General features: G+C 71.5%; 15 protein-coding genes. 7 read left to right on the forward strand and 8 right to left on the reverse strand.

What is annotated here, in order from left to right; translation table 11 throughout:
- The first annotated feature begins 89 nt into the window (after positions 1-89).
- The 4 genes from dapE to ACL00U_RS04290 all read left to right on the forward strand — a co-directional run bounded on the left by dapE (position 90) and on the right by ACL00U_RS04290 (position 3,565).
- The gene (gene dapE, locus ACL00U_RS04275) at positions 90-1,172 is read left to right on the forward strand and encodes a succinyl-diaminopimelate desuccinylase (protein WP_412873864.1); all 1,083 of its coding nucleotides are present in this window, start codon (positions 90-92) and stop codon (positions 1,170-1,172) included.
- Positions 1,157-2,401 carry a hypothetical protein gene (locus tag ACL00U_RS04280; RefSeq protein ID WP_262118466.1) on the forward strand — a complete coding sequence of 415 codons (1,245 nt, stop codon included), beginning with the start codon at positions 1,157-1,159 and terminating at the stop codon, positions 2,399-2,401. Before dapE ends, ACL00U_RS04280 begins: the two co-directional genes overlap by 16 nt.
- 148 nt (positions 2,402-2,549) lie before the next feature.
- Positions 2,550-2,720 carry a DUF3117 domain-containing protein gene (locus tag ACL00U_RS04285; protein ID WP_017887054.1) on the forward strand — a complete coding sequence of 57 codons (171 nt, stop codon included), beginning with the start codon at positions 2,550-2,552 and terminating at the stop codon, positions 2,718-2,720.
- Between the two features lie 116 nt (positions 2,721-2,836).
- On the forward strand, positions 2,837-3,565 hold the full coding sequence (locus ACL00U_RS04290) for an AAA family ATPase (RefSeq protein ID WP_017887053.1): 729 nt from the start codon (positions 2,837-2,839) through the stop codon (positions 3,563-3,565).
- A gap of 27 nt (positions 3,566-3,592) precedes the next feature.
- On the opposite strand, the gene ACL00U_RS04295 is transcribed toward ACL00U_RS04290, so the two are convergent.
- Complete coding sequence (locus ACL00U_RS04295; RefSeq protein ID WP_017887052.1) at positions 3,593-4,225, reverse strand: O-methyltransferase; 633 nt, start codon at positions 4,223-4,225, stop codon at positions 3,593-3,595.
- A gap of 64 nt (positions 4,226-4,289) precedes the next feature.
- Here ACL00U_RS04295 and ACL00U_RS04300 point away from each other — a divergent pair, with 64 nt between their 5' ends.
- Positions 4,290-4,658, forward strand: coding sequence for a twin-arginine translocase TatA/TatE family subunit (locus tag ACL00U_RS04300; RefSeq protein ID WP_017887051.1), 369 nt, complete (start codon positions 4,290-4,292; stop codon positions 4,656-4,658).
- A gap of 82 nt (positions 4,659-4,740) precedes the next feature.
- On the opposite strand, the gene ACL00U_RS04305 is transcribed toward ACL00U_RS04300, so the two are convergent.
- From ACL00U_RS04305 to ACL00U_RS04320, 4 genes are read right to left on the reverse strand one after another with little or no spacing between them, the layout of a single operon-like run.
- A complete protein-coding gene (locus tag ACL00U_RS04305; protein WP_071251924.1) occupies positions 4,741-5,589 on the reverse strand; it encodes a class I SAM-dependent methyltransferase in 849 nt (282 codons plus the stop codon).
- Positions 5,590-5,599: 10 nt separating this feature from the next.
- A complete protein-coding gene (locus ACL00U_RS04310; RefSeq protein ID WP_262118467.1) occupies positions 5,600-6,760 on the reverse strand; it encodes an Mrp/NBP35 family ATP-binding protein in 1,161 nt (386 codons plus the stop codon).
- On the reverse strand, positions 6,753-7,250 hold the full coding sequence (locus ACL00U_RS04315) for a DUF1003 domain-containing protein (RefSeq protein WP_042539423.1): 498 nt from the start codon (positions 7,248-7,250) through the stop codon (positions 6,753-6,755). The genes ACL00U_RS04310 and ACL00U_RS04315 overlap by 8 nt, the downstream gene beginning before the upstream one ends.
- Before the next feature lie 52 nt (positions 7,251-7,302).
- The gene (locus tag ACL00U_RS04320; protein ID WP_017887047.1) at positions 7,303-8,622 is read right to left on the reverse strand and encodes a magnesium transporter MgtE N-terminal domain-containing protein; all 1,320 of its coding nucleotides are present in this window, start codon (positions 8,620-8,622) and stop codon (positions 7,303-7,305) included.
- A 104-nt stretch (positions 8,623-8,726) separates the two neighbouring features.
- Between ACL00U_RS04320 and ACL00U_RS04325 the strand changes: the two genes are divergently transcribed.
- Positions 8,727-9,623: a general stress protein gene (locus ACL00U_RS04325; RefSeq protein ID WP_194590238.1), complete on the forward strand. Its 897-nt coding sequence runs from the start codon at positions 8,727-8,729 to the stop codon at positions 9,621-9,623.
- 630 nt (positions 9,624-10,253) lie between these two features.
- Here the strand turns inward: ACL00U_RS04325 and ACL00U_RS04330 are convergent.
- Positions 10,254-10,730: a GNAT family N-acetyltransferase gene (locus ACL00U_RS04330; protein ID WP_017887045.1), complete on the reverse strand. Its 477-nt coding sequence runs from the start codon at positions 10,728-10,730 to the stop codon at positions 10,254-10,256.
- A gap of 9 nt (positions 10,731-10,739) precedes the next feature.
- Complete coding sequence (locus tag ACL00U_RS04335) at positions 10,740-12,224, reverse strand: aminopeptidase P family protein (protein WP_159557593.1); 1,485 nt, start codon at positions 12,222-12,224, stop codon at positions 10,740-10,742.
- A 70-nt stretch (positions 12,225-12,294) separates the two neighbouring features.
- Here ACL00U_RS04335 and ACL00U_RS04340 point away from each other — a divergent pair, with 70 nt between their 5' ends.
- Positions 12,295-13,167 carry a PHP domain-containing protein gene (locus tag ACL00U_RS04340; protein WP_262118469.1) on the forward strand — a complete coding sequence of 291 codons (873 nt, stop codon included), beginning with the start codon at positions 12,295-12,297 and terminating at the stop codon, positions 13,165-13,167.
- A gap of 177 nt (positions 13,168-13,344) precedes the next feature.
- On the opposite strand, the gene ACL00U_RS04345 is transcribed toward ACL00U_RS04340, so the two are convergent.
- Positions 13,345-14,850 carry a DEAD/DEAH box helicase gene (locus tag ACL00U_RS04345; protein WP_194590235.1) on the reverse strand — a complete coding sequence of 502 codons (1,506 nt, stop codon included), beginning with the start codon at positions 14,848-14,850 and terminating at the stop codon, positions 13,345-13,347.
- Positions 14,851-14,959 lie beyond the last annotated feature (109 nt).

Raw genomic sequence — 14,959 nt, forward strand, 5'->3', positions numbered from 1 at the left:
GCACCGTCCGGCCGGACTGCCGGGGCGGCGGGGATCCCGTCCAGCCGGACGGCCGGGGCGGTGCGAGGGTCGGCCGGTAGGCTGCCCGCATGCCGGAGCACCTCGACCTCACCGCCTCGTCCATCGACATCACCCGTGCCATCTGCGACATCGAGTCGGTGTCCGGCAACGAGCAGGCCCTCGCCGACGCGATCGAGGCCGTGCTCGCCCCGCTGCCGCACCTCGAGGTCATCCGCGACGGCGACGCGATCGTCGCGCGGACGAACCTGGGCCGCGACCGCCGGGTGGTCATCGCGGGGCACATCGACACCGTCCCGCTCAACGACAACCTGCCGACCGAGTTCCGCACCACCGAGGACGGCACCGAGATCCTCTGGGGCCGCGGCACCGTCGACATGAAGGCCGGCTGCGCGGTGCAGCTGAAGCTCGCGTACGACCTGGCCGACCCCTCGGTCGACGTCACGTGGGTCTGGTACGACCACGAGGAGGTCAGCGACGCCCTGAACGGCCTCGGTCGTCTGGCCCGCACGCGGCCCGAGCTGCTCGCCGCCGACTTCGCGATCCTCGGTGAGCCGTCCGGGGCGCAGATCGAGGGCGGCTGCAACGGCAACCTCCGCGCCGAGATCCGCACGTTCGGCAGGCGCTCGCACAGCGCCCGGAGCTGGATCGGCGACAACGCCATCCACAAGACCGCCCCGATCCTGGCCACCTTGGCCGCGTACGAGCCCCGCACCGTCACGGTCGACGGGCTCGAGTACCGCGAGGGTCTGAACGCCGTCGGCATCAGCGGCGGCATCGCGGGCAACATCATCCCGGACGAGGCGATGGTGCACGTGAACTACCGGTTCGCCCCGTCCCGTTCGGCCGACGAGGCCGTCGCCCACATCCGCGAGCTGTTCGACGGCTACGAGGTCACGATCGTGGACCTCGCTGCCGGTGCCCGTCCCGGGCTCGACGCTCCGCTCGCGCAGGACTTCGTGGCTGCCGTCGGTGGACCGGCGCCCCGCCCGAAGTACGGCTGGACCGACGTCGCACGGTTCTCGGGCCTCGGCGTCCCCGCGGTCAACTACGGCCCCGGCGAACCGGTCTTCGCCCACCACGACGACGAGCAGGTCCCGGTCGCGCAGATCACCGCGGTCGAGGCCGGGCTGCGTCGGTGGCTGACGGCCTGACGACGGCGGGGGCCACCCGGAGGACCCCTGCTCGGAACCGCTGGCGGGCCCGGTACCGGGTCGTGCCCTGGTGGGTGCGCATCACCGTCGTCTACGTGCTGGCGCGGCTCGTCACCGGCGCGATGATGCTCGTCTTCGCCGGCGTGCAGGCGGCGAACTCGTTCACCGTCCAGAGCCCCGGCTACCTGTCGTTCGCGTCCATCTGGGACGGCGCCTGGTACCGCGTGATCGCCACGGGTGGGTACCCGTCGACGCTGCCGGTCGACGCCGCGGGACACGTGACCGAGAACGCGTGGGCGTTCATGCCCGCGTACCCGTTCCTGGTGCGCGGGTTCATGCTGCTCACCGGAGCGCCGTTCGAGTTCGTCGCGGTCTCGGTGTCGTTGCTCGCCGGCCTCGGCGCCGCGCTGGTGTTCCGCCGGCTGATGGGCCGGTTCCTCGACCCCGCGCGGGCGACGTTCGCCACGGTGCTGTTCTGCGTCGCACCGGTGTCGGCGGTGTTCCAGGTGGCCTACGCGGAGTCGATGGGCCTGTTCCTGCTGCTCGTCGCGCTGCTGCTCATGGTGGACCGACGCTGGTGGGCGATGCTCCCCGTCGTGCTGCTGCTCGGCATGACCCGGCCGACCGGGCTCGCCTTCGCGTTCCTCGTCGTGCTCTTCGTGGTCGCGTGGGCGATCCGCCCCGCCTGGGTGCGGTCGTCGGAGCCGCTGACCCTCCGCCGCCTCGTGCCGCCAGCGGTCGTCGCCACGGTGTCCGGCCTGGTCGGTCTGGCGTGGCCGGTGATCGCGTGGGCCGTCACCGGGGTGCCGAAGGCGTACACGGACACCGAGCTCGCCTGGCGCTCGTCGTACATCGGGTGGAAGGAGCTCGTGCCCTTCGCGCCGTGGGTGCAGGGGTTCGGGTGGTGGTTCGGGCAGCCGGCCGGGGCGCTGTTGCTCGTCGTCGTGCTCGTCGGCTTCGCCGCGTTCGTGAGCATGCCCGCCGCGCGCCGGATCGGGATCGAGCTGCGACTGTGGGGTGTGGCGTACCTGGTGTACCTGCTCGCGGTGTTCTTCCCGCAGTCGAGCACCTGGCGGATCCTCGTGCCCATCGCGCCGCTGCTCGGCATCGTCGCGCTGCCGCGGTCGCGGGTGTACCGCGTGGCCGTCGTCGTCGCGTTCGTCGGGCTGCAGTGGGTCTGGCTGTACTACACGTGGTGGATCGACGGCTACGACTGGACCCCGCCGTGATCGACACGGAGCACCGGAAGGCCCATGGATCCGCGTTCTACGGAGCACCGGAACGCCACATCCGACACCCCCAACCTGGGCGGTTTCGCAGTTGCCCCCTCCATACGGGATAATGGGACAGCATTTACTGCACGAAAGGGGACATCTGATGGCAGCCATGAAGCCGAGGACCGGTGACGGGCCGATGGAGGCTGTTAAGGAGGGTCGACTCATCATCGTGCGGGTTCCGCTCGAAGGTGGAGGCCGCCTGGTCGTCTCGGTCAACGATGCCGAGGCCAAGGAACTCCACGACGCACTCGCCGAGGTCGTCTCGGCCTAGTACGTCGAAGCACCAGAACGGGAAGCCCGGAGCGTGTACGCTCCGGGCTTCCCGTCTGTCTGCCTGGAGCGGGCAGCCCCCCCCCTGGTGTCGGTCGGCTCCGGCAGGATGAGGACGTGCCGAGGACCCACCTGCCCATCCGACGTGTCGACGAGTACCGCGACCCGGACCCGATGCCGCGCGACGCCTGGCCGGCCACGCTCCCGCCGATCCGGCAGCTGCTCGACGAAGGGCTCGACCTGGACCCGGTGACGGTGTTCGTCGGGGACAACGGTGTCGGCAAGTCGACCCTGATCGAGGCGATCGCGCTCGCGTTCGGCATGTCCCCGGAGGGCGGCTCGACCGGGGCGCACCACTCGACCCGCCCGTCCGAGTCGGACCTGTGGCAGCACATCGTCCTGCGACGGGACTTCGGTGCGCCCCGTGGCGGCTTCTTCCTGCGTGCTGAGACCATGCACGGCTTCTTCACCTACCTCGAGGAGCACCCGAACCGCAGTCGCCCCGAACCGGTCTTCCACGAGCGCAGCCACGGTGAGGCGTTCCTGGACTTCGTCATCGACCGGGCGCGCTGGCCCGGGCTCTGGATCCTCGACGAGCCGGAGTCAGCCCTGTCGTTCTCGGGCTGCCTCACCCTGATCGCCCTGCTGCGGTCGATCGTCGAGAGCGGTGTCGGACAGGTCGTGCTCTCGACGCACTCACCCGTGCTGGCCGCGTTCCCGGGCGCGACGATCCACGAGGTCGGCGAATGGGGCCTGCGGCGCGCCGAGTGGAGTGAGCTCGACCTGGTGCGGAACCAGCGGGCGTTCCTCGAGTCCCCGGAGCGGTACCTGCGGCACCTCGACTGACCCGCGCGAGCGCCGGCGGGCCGAGGACTAGTTGGTGACCTTCGTCAGCTGCAGCAGCCCGTCACCGGCCGGCGACAGCGCGCTGCGCACCGCACCCGACGTCGACACCTCGGTCAGCAGCAGCCGGAAGTCCGTGGTGGCACGGTCGCGCTTCACCGGGTCGGCCACGCGTCCGCGCCACAGGGCGTGCGGTACCAGGACGGTGCCGCCCAGGCGTGCGAGGCGCAGCCCGTGCTCGACGTACTCGATGACGTGCTCCGGGTCGGCGTCGACGAGGACGACGTCGTACGAGGCCTCGTTCATGCGGGGGAGCACCTGGTTGGCCCGACCGGGGATGAGCCGGATCCGTGCGGGGGCGGTGCCGGCGCTGATGTAGGCGTCACGGGCGAACTGCTGGTGGTCGACCTCGACGTCGATCGTGGTCAGGGTCGCGTTCGGGGCACCGGCGAGCAGGTACAGGCCGGAGACGCCGAGACCGGTGCCGATCTCGATGATGCTCGTGGCTCGCGAGGCTGCGGCGATGACCCCGATCTGTGCACCGATCGCGGGCGAGATCGCTTCGACCCCGAGTTCCAGGGAGTGCTCACGAGCACGGGCGATCGCCTCGGTCTCCGAGACGATGTCCTCGGCGAACTTCCAGTTCGACTCTTTCTCTGACACGCACACTCCGTTCGGGAGACAACTCTAGAGGTGCAACGCAGCAGCACGCGTTAGGCTCGCTCGCGTGGACATCCCGCTCGACAAGATCCTGATCATCGGGGTCATCGGCGTCCTCTTGCTCGGGCCGCAGCGCCTGCCGATGTACGCCCAGAAGCTGGCCGAGTTCGTCAAGGCCGTCCGCCGGTTCGCCGACACCGCCAAGGAGCGGATGCGCGACGAGATGGGCCCCGAGTTCGACGACATCGAGTGGCAGAAGCTTGACCCGCGCCAGTACGACCCGAGACGCATCATCCGTGACGCCCTGCTCGACTCCGGTTCCAGTGCCGCAGCCGTGCAGACCGCACAGGTCTCCGCGTCCAAGGTGCGTGCGACGGCTCCCGTCGTGCCCCTGGCCGCCGGTGAGGCCGCGCCCTTCGACGCCGAGGCGACCTGACGCTCGTCGCGTCACCACCTGACGGACTGGAGGCCCGTGGCAGATCCGCCACGGGCCTCCAGTCCGCCATGGGGTCGCGTCGTCAGTCGCGGGTGGCGACGATCGTGTAGGTCGTGGGGATGCGGTCGCGGTCGTGCTCCGGCCAGGCCCACGAACCGGTGCCGGTCTCGACCATGCGCGCGCTGAAGCGCCACGGCAGCGTGCGGCCCTCGTCGAGCCGGCGGAGCCGCAGCCCGGCGCCGAGCAGGGCGTTCACGATCTCGGACAGCGGGTGCGGCCACTCGAAGGTGCGGGTGTTCGCCACCGTGCCGTCGCCCGCGTAGGTGCCCGCGTCGTCCCACTGCTGGGCCGTGCCGTCGGGGAAGTACCGGTACCGGGTGACGAGCTCGTCCGCGTCCTCGTCGAGGGCGTACAGGGCCGGGTGGCCGTCGCGGATGAAGAACACCCCGCCGGGGCGTAGCAGGCCGGCGACCTGGGCGGCCCAGCGGTCGAGGTCGGGGAGCCAGCAGATCGTGCCGATGCTCGTGTACACGACGTCGAAGTCCCCGGAGACGGCGGCCCGGGCGTCGAGGACGTCGGACTCGACCCAGGTGACGTCGATGCCGAGTCGCGATGCGAGCCCACTGGCCGAGGTGAGTGCTGCGGGCGAGAAGTCGACGCCGGTCAGCCGGGCACCCTCGCGGGCGAGCGACACCGTGTCGGTGCCGATGTGGCACTGCAGGTGGCAGACGTCGAGGCCGTCGAGCGAGCCGTTCGGCAGCCACGGCGTCAGCGCCGGCAGGTCCTCGCGCACGACGTCCGAGCGGTGGTCGGGGTCGACGAGGGCGTCGATCTCGTAGGCACCCTCGTGGATCGGCACCCGGTCGTCCCAGTTCGCCTGGTTCGTGGCGCGTGCGTGCTTCCAGTCGACGTCGACGTGATCCGTGCTCATGCCCCCGAGCCTAGGACAGTGAGAGCCCGAGCTTCCGGCCGGCGAGCCCGCGCCCCATCGTGGTGATCCGGTCGGCGATCGCGGTCAGGGCCACCGCGGCCGGGTCCTCCGGGCTGCCGAGCACCACCGGTACCCCTGCGTCGCCGCCCTCGCGCAGCGGCACCGACAGCGGCACGCTGCCGAGCACCGGGACGGGGGCGTCCTGCCTGCGGGAGAGCCGCGATGCGGTCTCCGCACCACCGCCCTCGCCGAACAGGTGCAGGACCGACCCGTCCGGCTGCACGAGCCCGGACATGTTCTCGACCACGCCGATGACCCGCTGCCCGGTCTGCCGGGCGACGATCCCGCTGCGCTCGGCGACGTCGGCCGCGGCGGCCTGCGGGGTCGTGACGACCAGGACCTCGGCGTGCGGCAGGAGCTGCCCCACCGAGATCGCGACGTCGCCGGTGCCCGGGGGCAGGTCGAGCAGCAGGACGTCGAGGTCGCCGAAGAACACGTCGGTCAGGAACTGGTTCACGGTGCGGTGCAGCATCGGTCCGCGCCACGACACCGCGGTCGAGACGTCGTCGACGAACATGCCGATCGACACGACCTTCACGTCGTGGGCCACCGGCGGCAGGATCATGCTGTCCACACGCGTCGGACGCGGCGCGACCCCGTGCTCGTCGGTCAGGCCCATCAGCCCGGGCACGCTGAAGCCGTGCACGTCGACGTCGACGACCCCGACCCGCAGGCCCCGGCGGGCGAGCGCGACGGCGAGGTTCACGGTGACGGTGGACTTGCCGACGCCGCCCTTGCCACTCGTGACGGCGATGACGCGGGTGAGGGAGTCCGCCGTGAACTGCACGCCCTTCGGCCGGCCGGCGCGGAGCCGCTCGGTCAGCGCGGCGCGTGTCGCCGGGTCCATCACGGACACGTCGACGTCGACGGCGGCGACCCCCGGGACGGACGCGGCGGCGACGCGGACGTCGCGCTCGATGGTGTCGGCGGCGGGGCACCCCACGATCGTGAGCTGCAGGTCGACGCGCACCGAGCCTCCAGGCTGCACGTCGACACCACGGATCATGCCGAGCTCCGTGACGGGGCGACGGATCTCGGGGTCGATGACGCGGCCGAGCGCAGCGAGGACCGCCGTGCCGAGCTGATCGTCGGTGGGGACGGGTTCAGCCACGGGTGGAGCTGTCGTGTTCGTCCGCGTAGCCGGCCTCGTCGGCGTCGCGGCGGTCGAGTTCCTCGAGCAGGGAGCGGAGCTCGGCACGGATGAAGTCCTTGGACGCCATGTCCCGCATCGCCAGGCGCAGGGCCACGACCTCGCGGGCCAGGTACTCCGTGTCGGCCAGGTTGCGCTCGGCACGCTGGCGGTCCTGTTCGAACTGCACGCGGTCGCGGTCGTCCTGCCGGTTCTGCGCGAGCAGGATCAGCGGGGCCGCGTACGAGGCCTGCAGCGAGAGCACGAGGGTCAGCGCCGTGAAGCCGATCGCGGCCGAGTCGAACTGCCACGGCTTCGGCGCCAGGGTGTTGTAGCCCATCCAGACCACGCAGAACAGCGTGAGGCCGATGAGGAACCACGGCGTACCCATGCCCCGGGCGATGCCCTCGGTCGCGCGACCGAAGGTGTCCCCGCGACCACGGCGACGGCTGGGGAGCACGCGCGTACGCATGCCCTTGGGGGAGTCGAGCCGGACCTCTTGGCGGTCACGGTCGCGACGGGTGTCATCCGTTCGGGCCACGGGTGGTCCTCCTTCCCGTCGTCACGGGTGTCCTGCGCGGGCGTTGGCGTGGAAGCGGTGAGGGTTCCCCCTCGCCCTGACTTCGCCAGTCGTCCGGCAGGACGTGGTCGAGGACATCGTCGATCGTCACCACCCCGACGAGACGGTGGGCGTCGTCGACCACGGGCACGGAGAGCAGGTTGTAGGTCGCCATGATGCGGGTGACCTCGGCGGCGCTCGCGTCGACCCGGACCGGTTCGGTCTGCTGGTCGATGAGCGTGCCGAGCCGCTCGTTCGGCGGGTAGCGGAGCATCCGCTGGAAGTGCACGAGCCCGAGGAACCGACCGGTCGGCGGCTCGTACGGCGGCAGGGTGACGCAGACGGCGGCGCCGAGCACCGGCGCGAGCTCGTGGCGGCGGACCAGGGCCAGGCCCTCGGCCACGGTGGCGTCGGCCGAGACGATCACCGGTTCGGTGGTCATGAGACCACCGGCGGTGTCCGGCTCGTACTCCAGGAGCATGCGGACGTCCTGCGCCTCTTCCGGCTCCATGAGCTGCAGGAGGGCTTCGCTCCGCTCGTCGGAGAACTGGGCCAGGACGTCGGCCGCGTCGTCGGGCTGCATCTGGTCGAGGACGTCGGCGGCACGGGCGTCCGTCAGCCGGGTGAGGATCTCGATGCGTTCCTGGTCCGGCATCTCCTCGAGCACGTCGGCGAGGCGGTCGTCCGGCAGTTCCTCGGAGACCTCGAACCGACGCTCGGCGGGCAGGTCGAGGAGCGTCGACGCCAGGTCTGCGGGCAGCAGGTCGGAGTACGCGGCGATGACGTGCTCGGCGGACTGGGCCTCGCCGGGGAGCTCGTCCTCGGTGACCTCGTTCCACGTCGCGAAGGTCGTCGGGCCCTTGCCGAACGGCGACGGCGTGGTCTTCGGCTTGCGGAGGAAGAGCTGCGCGACCTCCCAGTCGCCCTGCCCGCGGTCCTCGATCGCGACGTCCTCGATGGTGGCGCGGATGCGCTGGTTCTTGATGAGCACCTTGCGGCCGAGCATCTCGGCGATGACGCGGACCTCGCCGCCGCGCTGCTCGAAGCGGCGCATGTTCACCAGGCCGGTCGTGATGACCTGCCCGGCACCGATCGAGGTGATGCGGCCGATGCTCACGAAGATGCGGCGTTTGCCGGGCACCTCGACGATGAGCCCGACGACGTGCGGGGGATCGGCCCGGCGGTAGACGACCAGGACGTCCCGGACCCGTCCGACGCGGTCGCCCGCGGGGTCGAAGACGGAGCACCCGGCGAGGCGGGCGACGAAGACCTTCGTGGCGCTCACCCGACCCAGCGTAGTCGCTCGGGTGTGCGCGTTCGCCCGCGCCGGTCGGCGGCTTCCCTGAGAGTGCACGTGCGATTGCAAGGTGTGCGGTGAATGATGGCTGGGTGAGCAATCAGAGCCCCTTCGCCGGCAGGACCGCCCAGGCGTTCCCGACGCTGCCCAAGGGCGACGTCCTGGGAACGTACGACAGCTACCCCGACGCGCAGCGCGTGGTGGCGAAGCTGGCCGAGGCCGACTTCCCCGTCAACCAGCTCTCCATCGTCGGCAACGACCTGAAGACGGTCGAGCGGGTCACCGGCAAGATGACCTACGGCCGCGCCGCCATCGCCGGCGCGCTGTCCGGTCTGTGGCTCGGCATCTTCTTCGGCATCGTGCTCACCCTCTTCTCGCCGAGCGCCGGCGGCCTGATCCTCGCCGCGGCGATCATCGGTGCCGCGTTCGGCATGCTCTACGGCATCGCCTCGTTCGCCATCACCAAGCGGCAGCGTGACTTCACCAGCGTCCACCAGGTGCTCGCCACGAACTACCAGATCGTCGTCAACCCGCAGCTGACCGGGCAGGCGCAGCGGATCCTCGGTGAGCACGGGGCGACCCCGTCCACGCACTGGAACGACGCTCCCCAGCAGCAGCAGCAGCAGCAGCAGCAGTGGCGCCCGGGCCCCGGTGGGGTCCCGCCGCAGCAGCAGTCGCCGTACGGCGGGCACGCCACCCCGCACCAGCAGCCAGGAGGCCCGCAGCACCCCGGTACGTCGGCCCCCGGCGCGCAGACGGCCGCGCCTTCGGGCCCGCCGCGCTACGGCACGAACGACGGGCCCCGGTACGGGGAGACCCCGGAGACCGCTGCCGCCCCCGCGGCCCCGCCGGTGCCGGAGCGTCGGCCCGAGGAGCCGCCGCGCTACGGCGAGCGGGTGGCCGGTGCGACGCCGCCGTCGGCTCCCGCGTCGTCGGACCAGTCGTCCGCGCCGGATGCTCCGCGCGACGGTGAGGGCGACCGCCGCTAGCGGTCCTCGGCTGGCCGCGCGCCGATTGCCGCTCGCCGCTCGCCGTACGGCGTCATCGGCCGTCGGTCGTGCGTGGAAGCACGCAACACGCCGCTCACGTCCGCTGAGGTCGCGCGAACTGTCGCCTCCGGACCGCGCGGGCGGCAGTTGGTGCGACTTCCGGGGCGCGGGCATGGCGGGCGGGCGGTCGCAACTCTCCGCGCGCATGCGGTCGAGTGGTCGGAGATCGTCGTTCGAGGCCGGCTCGGGCGACGGCTCGTGACCGCTCAGCATCGGGCAGGCGGCATGTCGTGACCGGGCGCGATGCATACTCGGGCACGGCACGGCACGGCACGGCACGGTGCGGCACGGCACGGCACCGCCCCGCGCGCACGGCACCGCGCGGGCGGCAGTTCGTGCGACTTCGTCGGGAGGGCCTGCCGGGCGGGCGGTCGCAACATCCCGCGCGCCTGCGGTCGAGTGGTCGGAGATCGTCGTTCGGGGCCGGCTCGGGCGACGGTTCGTGACCGTTCAGCATCGGGCAGGCGGCATGTCCTGACCGGGCGCGATGCAGACTCGGGCACGGCACGGCACGGCACGGCCCTGCGCGGCACGGTGCGGCTCCGCACGGACCTGGTCGGCGTCGCCGCGCTAGAGGACCTTCGAATAGCGGACCGACAGGGGCGCACCGACGTAGGGCCCGAAGTTCGCGATCCGCCGGAACCCCTCGCGCTGGTAGAACCCGACGGCGCGCTGCTGCTCCGTGCCCGTCTCGAGCACGAGCGCCGGAGAGCCCAGGTCGAGCGCGGCCTCTTCCAGCCGACGCAACAGTTCGGCGGCGACACCCGACCCGCGTGACTCCGGCCGGACGTACATCCGCTTGATCTCGGCGATGCCGTCGTCGACCACGCGCAGGCCCCCACACGCCAGGGGGGTGCCGGACTCGTCCCGCGCGACGAAGAACACAGAGACCGAGTCGGCGGTCGGCTTCTCGCCCGGTTCGGTGTCGCCGCCGTGCGCCCGGTCGATCTCCAGTCGCTGTGCGGCGCGGAGCCGTTGGGCGTCAGGTGAGTCGAAGTGCTCGACCTCGATCGAGAAGGTGTTCGGGGAGACCTCGGGCGTCGTCACCCGCTCACGCTAGCGGCCGGAACGGGCGATCCACCCCTCCACTTCCGAGGGGGTCCGGGGGATGCCGACGGACAGGTTCTCGGCGCCGTCCTCGGTGACCAGGATGTCGTCCTCGATGCGGACGCCGATGCCGCGGAACTCCTCGGGCACGGTCAGGTCGTCCTGCTGGAAGTACAGCCCGGGCTCGATCGTGAAGACCATGCCGGCCTGCACGGTGCCGTCGAGGTACATCTCGCGGCGGGCCTTCGCGCAGTCGTGCACGTCGAGGCCGAGGTGGTGGCTCGTGCCGTGCACCATGTAGCGGCGGTGGAACTGGTTGTCCGGCTCGAGCGACTCGGCGGCCGAGACCGGCAGGAAGCCCCACTCGGCGGTCTTCCGCGCGATGACCTGCATCGCGGTGGCGTGCACCTGGCGGAACGTGATGCCCGGCTTGACGATCGCGAAGGCGGCGTCGGCGGCTTCGAGCACGGCTTCGTAGACCATGCGCTGCACGGGCGAGAACGTGCCGCTCACCGGCAGCGTGCGGGTGATGTCGGCGGTGTAGAACGAGTCGACCTCGACCCCCGCGTCGATGAGGATGAGGTCGCCGGGCTGCACGGCGCCGTCGTTGCGGGTCCAGTGCAGGATGCAGGCGTGGTGGCCCGAAGCGGCGATGGTGTCGTAGCCCACGGTGTTGCCGTCGGCGCGGGCCCGCCGGTTGAACGTCCCCTCGACGATGCGCTCCCCGCGCGGGTGGGCGAGCACGGCGTCGAAGTCGGCGATGACGTCGTCGAACCCGTGCTTCGTGGCGTCGACGGCCTTGCGGAGCTCACGGACTTCGTACGCGTCCTTGACCAGTCGGAGCTCGGACAGGTCGCGGGCGAGCAGGTCGTCGGTCGCCGGGGAGTCGTCGGTCTCGTCGACGCCACCGATCGCCGCACCGATGCGGGTGTCGAGCGACCGGGTCAGGTCGTCGTCTGCTTCGCGCACCAGCAGCGCCGAGGCGTCGAGCGCGTCGGCGACGGCGGTGAACGCACCGAGGTCGGCCGTGGCCAGCCCCAGGTCGGCGGCTACGGCGTCGAGCGAGGGGCGCGGCCCGACCCAGAACTCGCCGATCTCGGGATTGGCGTAGAACTCTTCCGAGTCGCGGCCCGCGGTGGCGCGGAAGTACAGCGTGGCGTCGTGCCCGGAGCCGTTCGGCGTCATCACGAGCACGGAGCCGACGACGGTGTCGGTGCCCCAGCCGGTCAGGTGCGCGAAGGTGGAGTGCGGGCGGAACGGGTAGTCGCAGTCGTTCGAGCGGACCTTGGCCTGCCCGGCGGGCACCACGATCGTGCGGCCCGGGTGCAGCTCGGAGATGCGGGCGCGACGTTCGGCGGCGAACGCGGCCTGCTCGCGGGGTTCGGGCTGCGCTTCGTCGCGCTCGGCCCACTGCGACCCGATGAAGTCCTTGAAGGTCGAGGACCCGGGGGTCGTGGATCGGTTGCTCGTCGCGCGGGGAGTCGTGTCGGCCATGCGTCCATCATCGCACCGCCGGACGACACCCGGCCTGTGCGGCCGCTCACCTGTGGATAGCATTGGCCACGTGCCAGACCCGTTCATCGACCTGCACGCGCACTCCAGTGTCTCCGACGGCACCGAGCGTCCCGCGGAGCTCGTGCGAGCAGCCGCGGCCGCCGGACTCGACGCCGTCGCGCTGACCGACCACGACACGACGGCCGGGTGGGCGGACGCCACGGCCGCGGCTCTCGAGCTGCCCCTGACCCTGCTGCCGGGGCTCGAGCTGAGCACGCGGATCGGGTACCGGAGCGTGCACGTGCTCGGCTACCTGGTCGACCCCGAGCACCCCGGTCTGGTCGAGGAGACGACCCGCATCCGCGACGGTCGGCTCTCGCGCGCGCACCGCATGGTCGACCGCATCGCTGAGGACCACCCGATCACCTGGGCCGACGTCCTGGCCCAGTCCAGCCCCGGCGCCACGATCGGCCGCCCGCACATCGCGGACGCCCTGGTCGCCCGTGGGCTCGAGTCCGACCGGTCGGCGGCGTTCCGCGGCATCCTGCACCCGGCTTCCGGCTACTACGAACCCCACGAGGCACCGTCGCCCCTGCGCGGCGTCGAGCTCATCCGGCAGGCAGGCGGCGTGCCCGTCATCGCGCACCCGGCGGCGTCGTCGCGCGGGATCGTCATCGACGAACCGATGCTCCGCTCCCTGGTCGACGCCGGGCTCGGCGGTCTCGAGGTCGACCACCGCGAGAACCTGGCGCACGGCAAGCGCACCCTGCTCGACTGGGCGACCCGCTACGACCTGTTCGTCACCGGTTCGAGCGACTACCACGGCACCGGCAAGCCGAACCGGCTGGGGGAACACCGGACCGCGTGCGTGTCCTTCGACGCCATCGTCGCCCAGGCCACGGGCAGCGCCCCCGTGGTCGGCCCCGGCTCGCGCCTGTCCTGACCCGAGGCTCGTCTCACCGAAGCGACACATCTCGCTCGCGGCGGCCTGACCCCTCCGCGAAAGCGACAGATTCCCGCCGACGGTTCGCGGCGATCTGTCGCTTTCGCGGGGGCAGTCGGCAGGTGGGGACGACGAAGGGCCCGTCGCGTCAGCGACGGGCCCTTCGGTCTGGAGGCGCTACTCGCCGTCCGACGTGCCCTGCGGTGCCGAGGCGGTCGCCGAGGCATCGCCGGTGCCCGCACCGCGACGGCGGCGACGGCGGCGACGCTTCGCGGCGCCGTCGGTGGAACCACCCTCGGCGGCGGAGCCGTCCTCGGCGCCAGCCACGGCCGTGGGGGCGACCGACTCGGTTGCCGGAGCCTGCGGGGCGGACTGCTCCGAGCCTCCTGACCGGGTGCGGCTGCGCGACCGCGAACGCGACGCGTCACGTGAACCCGTCGCCGGGCGGTCGCTGCTGCGCTTCTCGGCGGGGGCACCGGCAGAAGCCGCGTGCGACGACGAGCCGGGCAGACGGCCCTTGGTGCCCTTGGGGATGTCGAGTTCCTCGAACAGGTGGGGCGACGACGAGTAGGTCTCGACGGGCTCGGGGATACCGAACTCGAGGGCCTTGTCGATCAGCGTCCACTTGTGCAGGTCGTCCCAGTCGACGAACGTGACCGCGATGCCGGTCTTGCCGGCGCGGCCGGTGCGGCCAGCGCGGTGCAGGTACGTGTCCGGGTCGTCCGGGATCGTGTGGTTGATCACGTGCGTGACGTCGTCGACGTCGATGCCGCGGGCGGCGACGTCGGTGGCGATGAGCACGTCGCGCTTGCCGGCCTTGAACGCAGCCATGGCGCGCTCGCGCTGCTCCTGGTTGAGGTCACCGTGCACCGCTGCCGCGTTGAACCCGCGGTCCTTGAGCTCCTCGACCAGCTTCGCCGCGGCACGCTTCGTGCGCGTGAAGATCACGGTCTTGCCGCGACCCTCGGCCTGCAGGATGCGGGCGATGACCTCGTCCTTGTCCAGCGAGTGCGCGCGGTAGATGAGGTGCTTGATGTTGGCCTGCATGAGGCCCTCGTCCGGGTCGGTCGCCCGGATGTGCACCGGACGGCTCATGAACCGGCGGGCGAGCGCGACGATCGGCGCGGGCATCGTCGCCGAGAACAGCATCGTGTGCCGCACCTCGGGGACCGCCTGGAAGATCCGCTCGATGTCCGACAGGAACCCGAGGTCGAGCATGCGGTCGGCCTCGTCGAGCACGACCTCTTGCACGTGGGAGAGGTCGAGCAGACGCTGCCGCTGCAGGTCGATGAGTCGCCCGGGCGTGCCGACGACGATCTGGGCGCCGGCCTTGAGCTGTTCGACCTGGCCTTCGTAGGCCTTGCCGCCGTAGATCGAGACGACCGTGGTCGGGCGGTTGGACGCCGCGAGCTCGAGGTCCTCGGTGACCTGGACCGCGAGTTCACGGGTCGGGACGACGACGAGCGCCTTCACACCGTGGGCCGGGTCGGCACCGAGTCGCTGGATCAGCGGCAGGCCGAACCCGAGGGTCTTGCCGGTACCCGTCTTGGCCTGGCCGATGATGTCCTGGCCGGTCAGGCCGAGCGGGATGGTCTGTTCCTGGATCGGGAAGGGCTCGATGATGCCCTTGCCGGCCAGTGCATCGACGATGTCCTGGTCGATGTTGAGGTCTGAGAAAGTCAAAGAATCACCTTAGTTCTGGTGGAAGTCCGGGCCAGTCTACCGACGGGCGCGTGGTCCGGGGCACTCCGGGGTGCCGCTGGGCGTCGGGCCGGGCGCCCGGCGGGTGCCG

The sequence above is a fragment of the Curtobacterium poinsettiae genome, assembly GCF_047226435.1.
In the GTDB taxonomy this organism is placed as follows: domain Bacteria; phylum Actinomycetota; class Actinomycetes; order Actinomycetales; family Microbacteriaceae; genus Curtobacterium; species Curtobacterium poinsettiae.